General features: G+C 71.9%; 17 protein-coding genes. 12 read left to right on the top strand and 5 right to left on the bottom strand.

The window, feature by feature from the left end; genetic code table 11:
• The first annotated feature begins 60 nt into the window (after positions 1 to 60).
• A complete protein-coding gene (locus D0Z08_RS06705; protein ID WP_147381347.1) occupies positions 61 to 510 on the top strand; it encodes a hypothetical protein in 450 nt (149 codons plus the stop codon).
• A 21-nt stretch (positions 511 to 531) separates the two neighbouring features.
• Complete coding sequence (locus tag D0Z08_RS32600) at positions 532 to 1,500, top strand: pyridoxamine 5'-phosphate oxidase family protein (RefSeq protein WP_220454082.1); 969 nt, start codon at positions 532 to 534, stop codon at positions 1,498 to 1,500.
• A 110-nt stretch (positions 1,501 to 1,610) separates the two neighbouring features.
• Here D0Z08_RS32600 and D0Z08_RS06695 read toward each other — a convergent pair whose 3' ends face one another.
• Positions 1,611 to 2,627, bottom strand: a complete 1,017-nt coding sequence (locus tag D0Z08_RS06695; RefSeq protein ID WP_182481201.1) for a 5'/3'-nucleotidase SurE — start codon at positions 2,625 to 2,627, stop codon at positions 1,611 to 1,613.
• Positions 2,628 to 2,719: 92 nt separating this feature from the next.
• On the opposite strand from D0Z08_RS06695, the gene D0Z08_RS06690 reads away from it, so the two are divergent.
• Both D0Z08_RS06690 and D0Z08_RS06685 read left to right on the top strand, forming a co-directional pair.
• Positions 2,720 to 3,592: a LysR family transcriptional regulator gene (locus D0Z08_RS06690; protein WP_118923910.1), complete on the top strand. Its 873-nt coding sequence runs from the start codon at positions 2,720 to 2,722 to the stop codon at positions 3,590 to 3,592.
• A 55-nt stretch (positions 3,593 to 3,647) separates the two neighbouring features.
• Entirely contained in the window at positions 3,648 to 4,358 is a 711-nt protein-coding gene (locus D0Z08_RS06685) for a GNAT family N-acetyltransferase (protein ID WP_245993719.1), read from the top strand.
• A 125-nt stretch (positions 4,359 to 4,483) separates the two neighbouring features.
• Here D0Z08_RS06685 and D0Z08_RS31990 read toward each other — a convergent pair whose 3' ends face one another.
• Positions 4,484 to 6,475 (bottom strand): P-loop NTPase family protein, encoded by a 1,992-nt coding sequence (locus D0Z08_RS31990; RefSeq protein ID WP_182481200.1) that lies wholly within the window; start codon positions 6,473 to 6,475, stop codon positions 4,484 to 4,486.
• Between the two features lie 96 nt (positions 6,476 to 6,571).
• Between D0Z08_RS31990 and D0Z08_RS31985 the strand changes: the two genes are divergently transcribed.
• The 7 genes from D0Z08_RS31985 to D0Z08_RS06645 all read left to right on the top strand — a co-directional run bounded on the left by D0Z08_RS31985 (position 6,572) and on the right by D0Z08_RS06645 (position 12,648).
• Complete coding sequence (locus D0Z08_RS31985; RefSeq protein ID WP_182481199.1) at positions 6,572 to 7,432, top strand: CHAD domain-containing protein; 861 nt, start codon at positions 6,572 to 6,574, stop codon at positions 7,430 to 7,432.
• Between the two features lie 13 nt (positions 7,433 to 7,445).
• Complete coding sequence (locus D0Z08_RS06670; protein WP_118924163.1) at positions 7,446 to 7,868, top strand: VOC family protein; 423 nt, start codon at positions 7,446 to 7,448, stop codon at positions 7,866 to 7,868.
• Positions 7,869 to 8,133: 265 nt separating this feature from the next.
• Entirely contained in the window at positions 8,134 to 9,894 is a 1,761-nt protein-coding gene (locus tag D0Z08_RS06665) for an acetolactate synthase large subunit (protein WP_118923904.1), read from the top strand.
• A gap of 3 nt (positions 9,895 to 9,897) precedes the next feature.
• Positions 9,898 to 10,440: an acetolactate synthase small subunit gene (ilvN, locus tag D0Z08_RS06660; RefSeq protein WP_118923902.1), complete on the top strand. Its 543-nt coding sequence runs from the start codon at positions 9,898 to 9,900 to the stop codon at positions 10,438 to 10,440.
• Between the two features lie 32 nt (positions 10,441 to 10,472).
• Complete coding sequence (ilvC, locus tag D0Z08_RS06655; protein ID WP_118923900.1) at positions 10,473 to 11,498, top strand: ketol-acid reductoisomerase; 1,026 nt, start codon at positions 10,473 to 10,475, stop codon at positions 11,496 to 11,498.
• 120 nt (positions 11,499 to 11,618) lie between these two features.
• Positions 11,619 to 12,101, top strand: coding sequence for a nuclear transport factor 2 family protein (locus tag D0Z08_RS06650; protein WP_118923898.1), 483 nt, complete (start codon positions 11,619 to 11,621; stop codon positions 12,099 to 12,101).
• Between the two features lie 40 nt (positions 12,102 to 12,141).
• Positions 12,142 to 12,648, top strand: a complete 507-nt coding sequence (locus D0Z08_RS06645) for a GNAT family N-acetyltransferase (protein WP_118923896.1) — start codon at positions 12,142 to 12,144, stop codon at positions 12,646 to 12,648.
• 10 nt (positions 12,649 to 12,658) lie between these two features.
• Here the strand turns inward: D0Z08_RS06645 and D0Z08_RS31980 are convergent, their stop codons facing one another.
• From D0Z08_RS31980 to D0Z08_RS06635, 3 genes are all read right to left on the bottom strand, one after another.
• Positions 12,659 to 12,823 (bottom strand): hypothetical protein, encoded by a 165-nt coding sequence (locus tag D0Z08_RS31980; protein ID WP_182481198.1) that lies wholly within the window; start codon positions 12,821 to 12,823, stop codon positions 12,659 to 12,661.
• A 91-nt stretch (positions 12,824 to 12,914) separates the two neighbouring features.
• Positions 12,915 to 13,742, bottom strand: a complete 828-nt coding sequence (locus tag D0Z08_RS06640) for an ABC transporter permease subunit (RefSeq protein ID WP_118923894.1) — start codon at positions 13,740 to 13,742, stop codon at positions 12,915 to 12,917.
• Entirely contained in the window at positions 13,739 to 14,653 is a 915-nt protein-coding gene (locus D0Z08_RS06635) for an ABC transporter ATP-binding protein (protein WP_182481197.1), read from the bottom strand. The genes D0Z08_RS06640 and D0Z08_RS06635 overlap by 4 nt, the downstream gene beginning before the upstream one ends.
• Positions 14,654 to 14,763: 110 nt before the next feature.
• Here D0Z08_RS06635 and D0Z08_RS06630 point away from each other — a divergent pair, with 110 nt between their 5' ends.
• Positions 14,764 to 15,480, top strand: coding sequence for a DsbA family oxidoreductase (locus D0Z08_RS06630; RefSeq protein WP_118924159.1), 717 nt, complete (start codon positions 14,764 to 14,766; stop codon positions 15,478 to 15,480).
• The last annotated feature ends 51 nt before the right edge of the window (positions 15,481 to 15,531 follow it).

Here is a 15,531-nt window from a genome sequence, read left to right as displayed (position 1 = left end):
GTGTCGTCATTACACCGCGGATCGCCGATCGGTTCCCGTCGCTGTGCCACCATCGCGGCCATGGCCTCATGGCGTGACATGACCTCCGAGCGTGCGCAGGCAGACCTCGACGGCCTGCTGAGCGCGGTGCTGCCGTTCGCTGAGCAACAGCTCACGGCGCACGGCGAGCTCTGGCCGTTCGGAGCGGCCGTGTCCGCCGACGGGGAGACGTTGCTGGTCGCGGTCGACGACGACCTCGGCGAGTCACCGCAGTCCGAGACGATCCTGACGGGCCTCTACGAGGTCGCGAGGGCCAGGGCTGACGACCAGCGGGCTGTTGCGTTCGTCGCCGACGTGCTCGCTCGCGGGACCTATGCGGTCCGGGTCGAGCTGGAGCACCAGGAAGGCGTAGCGCTGGTGGTCCTGCTGCCGTACAAGCGGTCCATCTTCAAGAAGACCGTCGCGCTCAAGCAGATGAGCGTGTCTGCTGCGGAGCCCAAGGTGTGGAGCGCCGACTCACCGCTCCCGTAGGTCCGGATCTAGGCTCACCGCATGGGCAAGGTGCACGCCGCCATCACCGGTCGGCTCCGGGACTTCATCGAGGCGCAGCACGTCTTCTTCGTCGCGACCGCGCCGCTCGCGGCCGACGGGCACCTCAACGTGTCCCCGCGCGGCATCCCCGGCACGTTCGCCGTGCTCGACGAGCGCACGTTCGCGTGGCTCGACGGCACCGGCAGCGGCAGCGAGACGATCGCGCACCTGCGCGAGAACGGCCGGATCACCGTCATGTTCTGCGCGTTCGAGGGCCCGCCCAACATCGTGCGGCTGCACGGCACCGGCCGCGTGGTCGGCGTCTACGACGAGGAGTACGACGCGCTGGCCGCTCACTTCACCGAGCTGCCCGGGGCGCGGGCGGTCGTGGTCGTGGACGTCGAGCGGGTCTCGGACTCGTGCGGCTTCGGCGTCCCGCTGATGAGCTTCGTGGGGGACCGCGACCTGCTCCCGCCGTACTTCGAGCGCAAGGGCGTGAAGGGCTCGGCCGACTACCGGCGCCGGAAGAACCGCACCAGCCTCGACGGCCTGCGGGCGTTCGACGACGACCCGCTCGACGAGTGGTCGACGCTCGAGGGGCTCGCGGCCATCCGGGAGCGGCTGGGCGCGCAGATCGACGGGTGGGAGTTCCCGGCGTCGTACGCTGTTGCCGTCGACGGCGACTTCCCGCACGTCAACCAGCCCGGCGGCGTGCACAAGCTGCCGGCCGCGGTCCTCGGCACCGTCCTGAAGCACGACGGCAGCACCGCCACGCTCGAGGTCAGCCGGCAGCAGCTCGACGAGGCGATCACGACGCTCGCGCCGGCCGCGGCGTGCACCGACATCGACCACCCCAACCTCGCCGCCTGGCGCGCGATCGCCGAGCGGCTCGACGCCCACGGCGGCGGCACCGTCACGGCGGTCTTCGTGCGCTCGGTCGACGACCCGGTCGGGTCCGAGCTCGACGCCGCCCTTCGCGCTGCCTGGTGATCGGGCAGAGGACGGCGCCGAGCCGGGGTCACCCCGTCAGGACAGCCGCCGCACGACCGTGAACAGTGTGAGCCCGGGGTAGGCCACGCTCCAGTCGCCGTCGAGCGCGCTCACGGAGATGTCGTCGGCAGCCAGGGCCGTGGTGTCGGCGCGCCTCCGCGTCTCAGGCGTAGGGGCACCGGGCACCAGCTGGTAGGTCCCTCCGGTCGCCGGCACGTCGCCGGTGAACCTGAGGCCGGGGTCGCTCGAGGTCCCCGCCACGTCACGACCGGGTCGCCGACGGTCTGCCCGGCAGCGACGAACGGGTGGTTGACGTTGAGCACCAGGTCGTCGTCGAGCGCGTCGGCGTCGATCAGCTCCTCGAGCAGGCGGACGGCGAACGCTGCGGTGTCGGCGAACGGCACGTGCGGGATCTGGGAGAGCTCGCGCGGGACCTCCGCGCTGAGCGCGACCGCCGGTACGCCGTACTCGTGCGCGGTGACAGCCGCACCGACCGTGCCGGAGTGGTTGATCGTCGCGCCGACGTTCTGGCCGAAGTTCACCCCGGACAGCACCACGTCGGGAGCGGCGCCCCAGTAGGTCTGCGCGAACCTGCTCAGGGCGACGTTGACGGCGTCGGCGGGCGGCGCCGAGGGCGTGGTCGACGCGCACGGCCCGGCGCTCTGGCAGACGCCGAACACGGCGGCGCCGCCCGGCGCGGCGGTGCAGTCACCGGCGTACGCCGATGGCGGCGTCACGGCCTGGACCGTGAGCGGCACCGGGCTGAACCCGGGGGTGGTCATCCGCGCGCCGGCGCCGCTCTGCTGCAGCCACGGGGCCACCGTCAGCACGTCCGCGCCGGCCGCACAGAGCGCCCGGCGGAGCTCGTAGAGGCCCTTGCCGTCGGTGCCGAAGGTGGTGTCGCGCCCCTGGGCGCTGTCGTCGTTCGTGAGCAGGACCCGGAGGCCGCTGAGTGGCGCGGACTGGGTCGTGGGCCGGGTCGTCGACTGGGTCGTCGACGGGGGCGCGGGTTGGGCAGCGCTCGGCCCGCCGACGAGCACGGGCGTGGTGAGGGTGAGGACGCTCGCCGTGGCGGCCAGCGCGGCGGCTGCGCCTCGGGGAAGGCGTCGGGATCGGATCGGTGTCATGGTTCTCCTCGGTGGTCGGGACACGTCCCCAGGCTCGGGCGAGGAGGCGGCCCGGAGCCAAGACCCGTTCGGCATGACCCACGGCGAGGCCCATGAACATCCAGCAGCTGCGGTACCTGGTCGAGACCGCTGACCACGGCAGCATGACCGCTGCCGCGGCCAGCCTGTACGTCGCGCAACCGGCTCTCAGCCGGGCGGTGCGCGCCCTCGAGCGCGAGCTCGGAGTGACGGTCTTCGCACGCTCGGCGCAGGGCGTCGAGGTGACGGCGGACGGCGAGGTGGTCGTGGCACGGGCGCGGCGGGTGCTGCGCAGCCTGGCCGCCCTGAGCCGGGCCCGCGACGCCGGTGGGGCGGGGCCGCCGTTCTCCATCGCCGCGTCGCCCACGCTGCAGGCCGCGCTGGCGATCCCGATCCTGCGCGCGCTGGGCGACCACGGCCTGACGACCTCGTGCCGCCTCCTCGGCGCGGGAGGCGCGGCCGACGTGCACGAGCTGGTGCGCTCCGGCCGGGCCGCCCTCGGCATCTGCGACCAGGTCCTCGAGACCGACCTCGTGGTGATCCCGGTCGGCCGGGTGGAGGTCCGCTTCGTGTCCCCGGCCGGGCTCGAGCTCCCGGACCCGCTGCCGCTCGCGGATCTCGGCGGGGTGCCGCTCGTGCTGCCCACGTCGGGCTCGGACCGCCGCGCCGCCCTCGACGCGTTCTTCGCCGCGATCGGGGTCGAGCCCGTCGTGTCGGTCGAGAGCGACGAGCGGAGCGTGTGGATGGAGGCGGTCCTGCACGGCCTGGCGTCCTGCCTCTGGCACAGCCTCGACTCCCGGTGGCTGCCGCCGGGGGAGGTCCGGGTCCGCAGCCTGGACCCGCCGCTGTGGCAGGAGCTCTCGGTGGTCCATCGCGGCGAGAGCGGACCGCCCGACCCGCGGCTAGACGTGGTCCGGCAGTTCGCCGAGCTCGTCGTCGGCAGCTGAGTCCGCGGCTGAGTCCGCGGCTGCCCGGTCGGGGGCACGCCGTACGCTCGTCGCCGTGCCGGAGCTGAACGACCACGACCAGTACGTCGGCGACGTGGTGCCCGGGTGGGAGACCCGGCTGGCGCCTGAGCCGGTCATGCTCGAGGGCCGCTACCTGCGCGTCGTACCGCTGACGTCGGCGCACTACTCCGACCTCTTCGCCGCCGTCTGCGGGCCCGACGACGACCCGCTGTGGACGTACCGGCCGATCGCCAAGCCGACGTCGCTCGCCAACCTGTGGATGCACCTGGCCGCCGTCGTCGACGCGCCGGACGACCTGACCTTCGCGATGGTCCCGACCGAGGGTGAGGGCGCCGGCCGCGCTGCCGGGATCGCGTCGTTCATGCGGGTCGAGCCGCGGACCGGGCAGGTCGAGGTCGCGGGCGTGCTGCTCGCCCGGACCCTGCAGCGGACCCGCGCCGGGACCGAGGCGATCCACCTGCTGATGCGCCACGCGTTCGAGGACCTGGGCTACCGACGCTTCGAGTGGAAGTGCGACAGCCTCAACGAGCCGTCGCGGCGGGCGGCGCGGCGGCTCGGCTTCGTCTACGAGGGCCGCTTCCGCAACCACATGGTCACCCAGGGCCGCAACCGCGACACCGACTGGTTCTCGGTCACCGACGGGGAGTGGCCGGAGGTCTCCGCGGCGCACCAGGCGTGGCTGGACCCGGGGAACTTCGACGACGACGGGCAGCAGCTGATCTCGCTGTCGTCACTGATCAAGTAGTTCGGGCTCACCCGCCACTCCGGCCCCGTCCGTCACATCACCCGGCCAAAACTGGCACTTATCGGGGGTTGCAACGGCCGACAAGTGCAGGAATCACCGGCGGACCGGTGATTCCTGCAACGCCCTCAGAGCGGCGCGCCCACCCGGTCCGCCGCAGCCGCCACCAGCTCCCGGGCCGTCCGGAGCCGGCGGAAGTACGTCGCCCGACTGAGGAACGTCGCCCGCATCACTTGGTCGTGGGTGGCGACCGGCTCGAGGTAGCGCTGCTCCAGCAGGTCCGCCAGGTGGGGCTGGTCGTGGAGCGCGGTGAGCATGGTGCGCCGTACGAAGGTGCGGACGCAGTCCGCCGCGTGCCGTACGTCGTGGCCGAGCGGCGCGGACGGCAGGGCGGCGAGCGCCCCGTCGTCGTGGAAGTCGTCGAGCGCCGCGAGCACCAGGTCGCCCTGGGTGCGCGGCTCGGGGAGGGTGATGCCGTGCTCGGCCGCGACGCCGCGGAAGAGCAGGCCGACCAGGCCGGCCGGGCCGACGTCGGCGACCCAGGTCCGCACCTCCTGGCCGCGGACGTCGCGACGCAGCTCGGGCACCTCCTCGTAGCCGCAGTCGGCGACGACCATCCGCTCGAAGTCGTTCCAGCCGAACTCGTTGACCAGGTCGAAGCGCGGGTTCGGCACCCGGCAGCGCTGCAGGGTGTGGCCGTTGCGGAGGGCCATCAGGTTGGGGTCCTCGTCGGCAGCGCCGGGCGCCATCAGCTGGAAGGGGCTGATCACGACCCGCTCGGTGATCCCATGGCGGTCGGCGTACTCGATCAGCGGGGCGACCAGCTCGGCCCGGGGGTCGCCGGACCGCACGATGGCCGCCGCCTCACCGAGCGGCAGCGCGATCGCGGCCGCGACCACGCGCCCGTCGGTGTGCCGCACGACCTGCGGCGGCGTCCGCCACGACACGGCCGGCTGCGCCTGCAGCCAGGGTCGTACGGCGTCCGCCAGCGCCTCGGGCGCCCAGCCCACGATCTCGTCGGCCTCGGTGGCCCGCACGTCGTCGCCGTACAGCGTCGCGCTGTGGGTCGGCGCCATCCCGGCACGGAGGCTCGGGTCCTCGGAGAGGCAGGCGAGCTGGTGCAGCGCGCGGGCGTCCCCGGCCGTCGCCCGCTCCCGCAGGTGCGACGCGATCCGGAGCACCAGGGCCGAGATCCGGGTGCCGTCGTGCCGGACCCGATCGGCGACCGCGTGCGCCACCAGCGGGTGCAGGGTGACGCCGGCGCCGCTGCGCTCGACGAACGAATACGACGTCAGCGTGGCCAGTGCGTCGTGGGAGTCGCGGTCGGGGAGGACGTCGGCCAGCAGCCGGTGGTCCACCCAGCCGGCGACGGCCGCGACCTCGAGCAGCTCCGTGTCGAGCTGGTCGAGGGCGAGCCCGGAGAGGTGACCGACCAGGTCGTCGGCGGTCGCCGTCAGCACCGCGCCCCCTGGCTCGATCGACGTCGAGCCATGCTCCATCCAGGCCGCGGCCCCGAGCACCAGCGCGAGCGGCAACCCGCACGCCCAGGTGCTGATCGCCGTCCGGGCGCTCCCGTCGTCGACGCCGTGGTTGCGCAGCACCTGGTCGGAGGTGTGCTGGTCGAGCGCGGGCATCCGCAGCGTGGCCACCAGCGGCTCCAGCTCCGGGGGGAGCCAGCCGAGCGGCTGCTCCGCGGCAGCGGTCACCACGCGGGTGGAGTCGGGCAGGGTGGCCAGCGTGCGCCCCAGCGCGTGCGCACGGGCGCCGAGGTGGCCGAGCTCGTCCACCAGGACCAGCAGGTCGCCCTCCGGCAGGTCGGCGAAGACGTCGGCGAGACGCGGGCCGGCCGCCACCAGCTGCCGGCCGTCGAGGGCGATCACGTGGTAGCCCGAGCGCTCGCCGCGCCGCGCCGCCTCGCGCAGCGCGGCACTCTTGCCGGAGCCGCCGGTGCCGCTCAGCAGCAGCAGCCGCGCGTCGGCATCGCCTTCGAGGAGCTGGTCGAGCCGCCGGCTGAGCTGCTCCGGGCAGACGTAGCGGCGCTCGTCGACGGCGCCGCCGAGAGTGGCGAGGCTGGCCCGCGCCGCCGGCCGGCGGGAGGCAAGGTGCTGGAGAGAACCCACAGGGGGAGAGTGGGGGACACGGCTTCGAGTTTTCTTCGAGTCGGAGTTTCCTTGCCGTCGGCCTGTCCGACACCGGAGCGTGGAAGGGTGGGCCGCATGGGGCGGGACGCGACCGCAGGGGAGATGCTGACGGACATCGTCGGCGCCCTGGCCTCGACCATCGGCGAACGGCAGGCGGCCGCGCTCGCGGACGAGCCCGACGCCGTCCATCAGCTGCGGACGTCCGTCCGCCGCCTCCGCAACGTGCTGGCCGCGTTCTCGCAGTACGCCGAGCCGTCCGCGGTGGGCGGCCTCCGCGCGCAGCTCGCTGAGTACGGCGACCGGCTCGGCGAGGCGCGGGACCTCGAGGTCCGGGTGGAGTGGTGCGAGCGGATGGCGGCCGAGGTCGGCCTCGACAGCGTGCTGCGCGGTCGGTTGGTCGCACCTGTGGTGGCCGCCCACGCGGACGCGCACAGCGCGTTCGTGGCGTGGGCGGCGTCCCCCGAGGCGCAGGAGATGACGGCGGCCCTCGGTGCCTGGGCGACGCGGCCCGCGCTGGCGATCGGCAGTGCCCGGCCGGCGCACGTGGTCGCGCGCGAGGTGCTGACGGCGCAGATCGACCGGGTCCTCAAGCGGGCCGACGACCACGCCAGCGACCCCGAGGCCGCCCATGCACTGCGGAAGGCCGCGCGCCGGCTCCGCCACACCGCCGACGCCGTCACCCGGCCGCCGGCCGAGGTGCTCGGGAAGGACGAGGCCGCGCTCGGCAGCCTCGGCTCCCGGATCCAGTCGCTCCTCGGCGACCACCGCGACGCGCTGCTCCTGGCCGACCACGTCCGGGAGTCGCTGCCCGACGAACCGGCCCCGCGGGCGTCGTACCTCACCGCCGTCGACGCCGCCGAGCGAACCGCGGCCGAGGCGCTCGCGGCGGTGCCGGAGGTGCTCGAGGAGCTGGAGGCGCGTGTCGGCAAGGCGTGACATGGTGGAGGGCATGGAGCAGCGCATCAGCTTCGTGACCTTGGCCGTGTCCGACCTCGACGCGACCCGGCGGTTCTACGTCGCCGGGCTCGGGTGGCGTCCCGAGCTCGACGTGCCGGGGGAGGTGCTGATGTTCCGCACGGGCGAGCACCTCGTCCTCTCGTTGTGGGACCGCGCGCACTTCGCCGCGGAGGTGGGTGAGCCGACGATGCCGACCGGGGGTGGCCTGGCGCCGATCACGATCGCCCACAACCTGGCGACCAAGGAGGCGGTCGACATCGTGCTGTCGATCGCGCGCCGGGCCGGCGCGGACCCGGTGGTCGACGCGGTCGAGCGCGACTGGGGCGGCTACACCGGCTACTTCGCCGACCCTGACGGCTACCGCTGGGAGATCGCGTACAACCCGAGCCCGATCGGCGACCTGGTGCTCCCGTGAGAACCGTCAGATCTGAGACGCGCGTCTTGGCATGTGGGACGCGTGGGAGGGTGGGCGCACGGCACCGGGTGCGACGGCGTACGCTGAGCGCATGCGCCAGGACCTCCTCCTCGTACGCACCGGACGCGCCGGCTGACTCAGCGCTGCGCGTCCGCCCCTCGTTGCCTCGCAACCGAGGGGTTTTTTGTTGAGTACGACGACCAATGGTGGCTGTAGCGGGTGCCGGGTGCGCGAGCACCACGAGATGTGAAGGACAAGAAGTCGGATGAGTGACCAGCAGCAGAGCGGTTCGACCGTCACCGGGGCCGAGTCACTGGTGAAGTCCCTCGAGGCCGCGGGCGTGACCGACATCTTCGGCATCCCCGGCGGCGCGATCCTGCCCGCCTACGACCCGCTGATGGACAGCCCGATCCGCCACATCCTGGTGCGGCACGAGCAGGGCGCCGGCCATGCCGCGCAGGGCTACGCCGCCGCGTCCGGCCGGGTGGGTGTCTGCATGGCCACGTCCGGTCCCGGCGCCACCAACCTGGTGACGCCGCTCGCCGACGCGCACATGGACTCGGTCCCGATGGTCGCCATCACCGGTCAGGTGGGCGCCGCGATGATCGGCACCGACGCCTTCCAGGAGGCGGACATCCGCGGCATCACGATGCCGATCACCAAGCACAACTTCCTGGTCACCGACCCGGCCGAGATCCCGCGCACGATCGCGGAGGCGTTCCACATCGCCTCGACCGGCCGCCCCGGCCCGGTGCTCGTCGACGTCGCGAAGTCCGCGTTGCAGGCGACCACGACCTTCGACTGGCCGACCGAGATCTTCCTGCCGGGCTACCGCCCGGTCAACCGGCCGCACGCCAAGCAGATCCGGGAGGCCGCCCGGCTGATGCTCGACGCCCGCCGGCCGGTGCTGTACGTCGGAGGCGGCACGATCCGCTCCCGTGCGTCCAAGGAGCTGCGCACGCTGGCCGAGCTGACCGGCATGCCGGTGGTCACCACGCTGATGGCGCGCGGCGCGTTCCCCGACAGCCACCCGCAGCACCTCGGCATGCCCGGCATGCACGGCACCGTCGCCGCGGTCGCCGGCCTGCAGAAGAGCGACCTGATCATCAGCCTCGGCGCCCGCTTCGACGACCGGGTGACCGGCAACCTCGACTCCTTCGCGCCGGGCGCGAAGGTCATCCACGCCGACATCGACCCCGCCGAGATCGGCAAGAACCGCTTCACCGACGTCCCGATCGTGGGCGACGTGCGGGAGGTGCTCATCGACCTGATCACCACCCTGCGCACCGAGCAGGAGGCCGGCAACACCGGCGACTACGAGGGCTGGGTCCAGTTCCTCGCCGGGGTGAAGGCCAAGTACCCGCTCGGCTACGACAAGCCCGCCGACGGCGGCCTCGCTCCGCAGTACGTCCTCGAGCGGCTCGGCGCCCTCGCCGGACCCGAAACGATCTACACCGCGGGTGTCGGCCAGCACCAGATGTGGGCGGCGCACTTCGTCGGCTACGAGAAGCCGAACAAGTGGCTCAACTCCGGGGGCCTCGGCACCATGGGCTACGCGGTGCCCGCCGCGATGGGCGCCCAAGTCGCGATGCCCGACAACACCGTGTGGGCGGTCGACGGGGACGGTTGCTTCCAGATGACCAACCAGGAGCTCGCCACCTGCGCGATCAACAACATCCCGATCAAGGTCGCGGTCATCAACAACGAGTCGCTCGGCATGGTGCGGCAGTGGCAGACGCTGTTCTACAACTCGCGCTACAGCAACACCGACCTGCACTCCAAGCGGATCCCCGACTTCGTGAAGCTGGCGGACGCCTACGGCTGCGTCGGTCTCGCCTGCGAGTCGCCCGACGACGTGGACGCCACCATCGCCAAGGCGATGGAGATCAACGACGTTCCGGTCGTGGTCGACTTCCGGGTGCACCGGGACGCCATGGTGTGGCCGATGGTCGCCGCCGGCACGAGCAACGACGACATCAAGTACGCACGGGACCTGGCTCCCCAGTTCGATGAGGACGACCTCTAAGTCATGGCCAAGCACACGCTCTCGGTTCTGGTCGAGAACAAGCCCGGCGTCCTGGCGCGGATCGCCGCGCTCTTCAGCCGTCGCGGCTTCAACATCGAGTCGCTGGCGGTCGGTCCGACCGAGCACGACGAGGTCTCGCGGATGACGATCGTCGTCAACGTCGAGGACAGCCCGCTCGAGCAGGTCACCAAGCAGCTCAACAAGCTGGTCGAGGTGCTCAAGATCGTCGAGCTCGACCCCAACGCCTCGGTCCAGCGCGAGCTGGTGCTGGTCAAGGTCGGCGCGACCGCGGAGACCCGCAGCCAGGTGCTCGACGCCGTCCAGCTGTTCCGGGCCAAGGTCGTCGACGTCGCCTCGGACGCCGTGACCATCCAGACGATCGGCAACGCCGGCAAGATCGCCGACTTCCTCCGGGTGCTCGAGCCGTTCGGCATCCGCGAGCTCGTGCAGTCCGGAGCGATCGCGATCGGACGCGGCCCGCGGTCGATCTCGGAGCGCGCCAAGCCGGTCGCCGTACCCGTGCCGCCTGCGGCCAACAGCAACTGACGTACAACCACCACAACGAAGGAGAGCCCCCAGTGGCTGAGATCTACTACGACGACGACGCCGACCTGTCCCTGATCCAGGGCAAGCACGTGGCCGTCATCGGATACGGCAGCCAGGGCCACGCCCACGCGCTGAACCTGCGCGACTCGGGTGTCGACGTCCGCGTCGGCCTGCTCGAGGGCTCGAAGAGCCGGGCGAAGGCCCAGGAGGAGGGCCTGCGCGTGGTCACCCCGCGCGAGGCGGCGGAGGAGGCCGACGTCATCGTCATCCTCGCGCCCGACCAGGTGCAGCGGCACCTCTACCGCGACGAGATCGCCCCGGCGCTCACCGCGGGCGACACCCTCGTCTTCGGCCACGGCTTCAACATCCGGTTCGGCTACATCGAGGCGCCCGAGGGCGTCGACGTCATCCTGGTCGCCCCGAAGGCGCCGGGTCACACCGTGCGTCGCGAGTACGTCGCCGGCCGCGGCATCCCGGACATCATCGCGGTCGAGCAGGACGCCTCGGGCGCCGCCTGGGACCTCGCGAAGTCCTACGCCAAGGCCATCGGCGGCACCCGCGCCGGCGTCATCAAGACGACGTTCGCCGAGGAGACCGAGACCGACCTGTTCGGTGAGCAGGCCGTCCTCTGCGGCGGTGTCTCGCACCTGGTCCAGGCCGGCTTCGAGACCCTGATCGAGGCCGGCTACCAGCCGGAGATCGCGTACTTCGAGGTGCTGCACGAGCTCAAGCTGATCGTCGACCTGATGTGGGAGGGCGGCATCGCCAAGCAGCGCTGGTCGGTCTCCGACACGGCCGAGTACGGCGACTACGTCTCCGGCCCGCGGGTCATCGACGAGAACGTCAAGAAGTCGATGGCGGGCATCCTCGCCGACATCCGCGACGGCTCGTTCGCGGAGCGCTTCATCGGCGACCAGGACAACGGTGGCAAGGAGTTCCTCGAGCTGCGCGAGCAGGAGGCCTCCCACCCGATCGAGGCGACCGGCAAGCTGCTCCGCTCGCACTTCGCGTGGAAGCAGGAGGACGCCGACTACACCGAGGGCTCGGCTGCCCGCTGACCCTCGGCACCGGCTCACGTCATACGGCTCGCACCCTCCGGGGTGCGGGCCGTACGACGTTCCGGGGTCGATCCCGGCTCCTATGAGAACGTGTTCTAGTTTCGGGGCTACAGTGTGCCGATGGACATCATCGCCGTCGAGGAGATCAAGCGCCTCAAGCACCGCTACTTCCGCTCCCTCGACCTCAAGGACTGGCCGACCTTCGGCGACTGCCTGACGGCGGACGTCCATGCCCGGTACGGCACCCAGGCCATGGGTGAGCCGGTCCACTACGACAGTCGTGACGACGTCGTGGGGTTCATGATCAAGAACCTGGGCCCCGAGGTGGTGACCGTCCACATCGCCAACCATCCGGAGATCGAGGTCGACGGCAGTACGGCGACCGGCTCCTGGGCCTTCGAGGACACCGTGATCGTGCCGGAGATGAAGGTCCTCATCCGCGGCGCCGGCTACTACCGCGACGAGTACCGCCGCGACACCGACGGCAGCTGGCGGATCGCCGCGACGTCGTACGAGCGCATCTACGAGGCGATGACCTCGCTCGACGACACCCCGAGCTTCACGCTGCTGGCGAATCGGTGGGACCCGAACCTCCAGCACTAAATCCGGCGAACGGCAGGCGTCGCCGACGTAGGGTGCCGCGGTGACCAAGGATCAGACCCCCTGGCTGCCCGAATGCTGGCAGCACCCCACCCGCGTCGACCTGCCGACCGGACACCACATCCGCCCGATCCACCCTGACGACACCGAGCTCGACATGCCCGCGGTGATGGGCTCCCGCGAGCGCCTGTGGTCGATCTACGGCGAGGCGTGGGGCTGGCCGCCGGCGGACATGACCGCCGAGCAGGACCGTGCGGACCTCCAGCACCACTGGGACGAGATCCAGGCCCACGAGTCGTTCAACTACGCGCTGTTCGACGCGGACGAGACCGAGCTGATCGGCTGCGTCTACATCGACCCCACGGACAAGGCCGGCGGCGACGCCGACATCTCGTGGTGGGTCAGGGACGAGTACGTCGGGACCGAGGTCGAGACCGCGCTCGACGCCCTGGTCCCGGAGTGGATCGCCCGCGACTGGCCGCTGGCGGCGCCGAGGTACGTCGGCCGCGACCTCAGCTGGGCGGAGTGGCTGGCGATCCCGCGCGACTGAGCCCTGTCGGTCAGCCGACGAACGCGTTCCACAGGGCGCCGACGCCGAGCACGACGCCGCACCAGAACACCATCAGGAACAAGACGATCGTCGCCCACGTCGCCTGCCGTTCGCCGGGCGTCGGCGGAGTCGCCGGCTTCCTGACCGGCAGGGCGGGTGCGGGTGCGGCGAGCATCGGTGCCTCGTTTCCTCGGGACGTTCAGGATCCCGCACCGAGGACGGCGCGGGATCCTGCGTTGGGTCGGAATCGATCTAGTCCGAAGGGACTACTTCACCTCGGACCGCATCACCAGTCCGAGACCGATGACCAGCGGCAACAGGATCCAGATCGACGACGTGACGCCCAGCTGGAGCCACTCCTCCGAGGTCAGCTTCGAGTCGAAGAGCAGGAAGCGGGTCGAGTTCACGTCGAACCAGGCGGCGTTGTCCGCCCACCACTCCTGCGAGGACGCCAGCGCCTCGGAGATGCCGGGCAGCACCAGGTTGACCACGAAGTAGCCGACGATCGCGGCGGGGGAGCTGCGGAACAGCAGCCCCAGCGCGAACCCGAGCAGCATCCCGAGCTCGTTGGCCAGCACGATCTGGGCGAAGGTCCAGGCCGGGATGTCCCAGACCGCGGTGTTCCCGGTGATCGCGGAGCTGACCACGTTGCCGACCGCGCCGACGCCGAGGGCGACCAGCATCGAGACGGCGCCGATGACCAGGGCGTTGACCAGCTTGGCGCCGATCACGCGGCGGCGGCTCGGGACCAGCGTGAACGTCGTCAGCGCGGTGCGCTGGCTCCACTCGCTGGTGACCGCGAGGACCCCGATGATCGGCAGCACGATGGACATCGGGCTGCCGACGGACGCGGCGAACGAGTCGAACGTCAGGTCGTCGCGGTCGCCGAGCAGGATGGTGAGGGTGGTCGCGATCACGGACGCGATCACGATGCTCGCCATCAGCCAGAAGCCTGACCGGGTGTCGAACATCTTGCGCAGCTCGACGCCGAGGACGCGGCCGAACGGGATCGGGTCGGGCACGGACCGCTCCCGGGGGCGGGCGCTCACGGCGGATCCGCCGGTGGTCGAGGGGGTGATGGTCGCGGTGCTCATGCGACCGCTCCTTCCGTGTAGTCGAGGGAGTCGCGCTGGCTCTCAGCGGTCAGCTCGAGGAACATCTCCTCCAGGCCGGCGCCGTCCGCCGTCCGGAGCTCGGTCAGGGGGACGCCGGCCGCGAACGCCGTACGACCGACGGTCGTGAGGTCGGCATCGGCGAAGACGGCCCCGTCGGCGACCGACGTCACGATGCCGGCGGCCTCGAGCGCGTGGGCGAGGACGGCCGGGTCGGCGGCGCGGGCGAGGGTGCCGGTCGAGGCCAGCAGCTCCTCCTTGGTGCCACCGGCGACGATCCGGCCGTTGCCGATGACGACGATGTCGTCGGCGATGACCTCGATCTCGTGCAGGAGGTGGCTGGAGAGCAGCACGGTGCCTCCCTGGTCGCCGAACTCGCGCAGCAGGTCGCGCATCCAGCGGATGCCCGCCGGGTCGAGGCCGTTGGCCGGCTCGTCGAGGATCAGCACCTCCGGGTCTCCGAGAAGTGCGGTGGCGATGCCGAGCCGTTGCCGCATGCCGAGGGAGTAGTTGCGCACCCGGCGGCTCGACTCCTCCTCGGTGAGGCTGACGCGGTCGAGCATGTCGTCGACGCGGCCCTTCGGCAGCCCCATGGTCCGGGCGGCGATGGTGAGGATCTCGCGGCCGGTGCGGCCGGCGTGCTGGGCGGAGGCGTCCAGCAGGACGCCCACCTCGCGGCCGGGGTTCGGCAGCGCGGCGAACGGTCGTCCGAGCACGTGCACGTGGCCGGAGGTCGGCTCGGTGAGGCCGACCATCACCCGCATCGTGGTGGACTTCCCGGCGCCGTTCGGGCCGAGGAAGCCGGTCACCCGACCGGGCTGCGCGGTGAACGTCACATGGTCGACGGCCGTGAATGCGCCGTACTTCTTGGTCAGGGACTCGATGGTGATCATGGCCGTCAGCCTTCCGGTGCAGGCCCCTCGCGCGCGTCGGGCAGACCCCCGGAACCACCCCTGAACCCACCCTGGGAACAGGTCAGGGGTGGCGCTGGTTGTGACCTGTCGTGCGCATCGATATCTGGTCCGACGTGGTCTGCCCCTGGTGCTCGATCGGCAAGCGCCGCTTCGAGCGGGCACTGGCCGAGTTCCCGCACCGCGCGGACGTCGAGGTCGTCTACCACTCGTTCCTGCTGGACCCGAGCGCGCCGACGGAGCCGACGGAGACCGCGCAGCAGGCGCTCGCGCGCAAGTACGGGCTCACCCTGGCCGATGCCGCCGAGAAGCAGGCCATGGTCACCCGGTTCGCTGCCGAGGAGGGCATGGAGTGGCGGCGGCACCACGAGTCGCCGCACACCAGCACCGTCGACGCGCACCGACTGCTGCACCTCGCGCTCGCCGACGGCGGCCCCGCCCAGCAGGCCGCGCTCAAGGACGCGCTGCTGCTGGCCTACTTCGACGAGGCCCGCAACGTGGCCGACCACGCGGTCCTGCGCGACGTCGCCGTCCGCGTCGGCCTCGACGCTGCCCGGGTCCAGCAGGTGCTGGCCAGCGAGGAGTACGCCGGCGAGGTCGCCGCCGACATCGCCCAGGCCCGCGCGTACGGCGCCAACGGGGTCCCGTTCTTCGTCGTCGACGAGAAGTACGGCGTCTCCGGCGCCCAGCCCACCGAGTTCTTCAGCCAGCTCCTCGAGCGCGCCTGGTCCGAGGGCCACCCGGTCCTCGAGACCGTGCCCGGCGCAGCCGACGCGGAGGCGTGCGGCCCCGACGGCTGTCCGATCTGACCCACGCCCGACGTTTCGCCGTTCTCCCACGGTGCCGGGATCCTTTGCCTA

The organism is Nocardioides immobilis, from assembly GCF_003515065.1.
Classification (GTDB): Bacteria; Actinomycetota; Actinomycetes; order Propionibacteriales; family Nocardioidaceae; genus Nocardioides; species Nocardioides immobilis.
This window is presented reverse-complemented; position numbering and strand designations above follow the sequence as displayed.

Excerpts from the sequence above, each read along its gene's own strand:
- D0Z08_RS06705 (WP_147381347.1), top strand. The coding sequence starts at position 61 with ATGGCCTCATGGCGTGACATGACCTCCGAGCGTGCGCAGGCAGACCTC.
- D0Z08_RS32600 (WP_220454082.1), top strand. The coding sequence starts at position 532 with ATGGGCAAGGTGCACGCCGCCATCACCGGTCGGCTCCGGGACTTCATC.
- D0Z08_RS06695 (WP_182481201.1), bottom strand. The coding sequence starts at position 2,627 with ATGACACCGATCCGATCCCGACGCCTTCCCCGAGGCGCAGCCGCCGCG.
- D0Z08_RS06690 (WP_118923910.1), top strand. The coding sequence starts at position 2,720 with ATGAACATCCAGCAGCTGCGGTACCTGGTCGAGACCGCTGACCACGGC.
- D0Z08_RS31985 (WP_182481199.1), top strand. The coding sequence starts at position 6,572 with ATGGGGCGGGACGCGACCGCAGGGGAGATGCTGACGGACATCGTCGGC.
- D0Z08_RS06670 (WP_118924163.1), top strand. The coding sequence starts at position 7,446 with ATGGAGCAGCGCATCAGCTTCGTGACCTTGGCCGTGTCCGACCTCGAC.
- D0Z08_RS06665 (WP_118923904.1), top strand. The coding sequence starts at position 8,134 with ATGAGTGACCAGCAGCAGAGCGGTTCGACCGTCACCGGGGCCGAGTCA.
- ilvN (WP_118923902.1), top strand. The coding sequence starts at position 9,898 with ATGGCCAAGCACACGCTCTCGGTTCTGGTCGAGAACAAGCCCGGCGTC.
- D0Z08_RS06650 (WP_118923898.1), top strand. The coding sequence starts at position 11,619 with ATGGACATCATCGCCGTCGAGGAGATCAAGCGCCTCAAGCACCGCTAC.
- D0Z08_RS31980 (WP_182481198.1), bottom strand. The coding sequence starts at position 12,823 with ATGCTCGCCGCACCCGCACCCGCCCTGCCGGTCAGGAAGCCGGCGACT.
- D0Z08_RS06640 (WP_118923894.1), bottom strand. The coding sequence starts at position 13,742 with ATGAGCACCGCGACCATCACCCCCTCGACCACCGGCGGATCCGCCGTG.
- D0Z08_RS06635 (WP_182481197.1), bottom strand. The coding sequence starts at position 14,653 with ATGATCACCATCGAGTCCCTGACCAAGAAGTACGGCGCATTCACGGCC.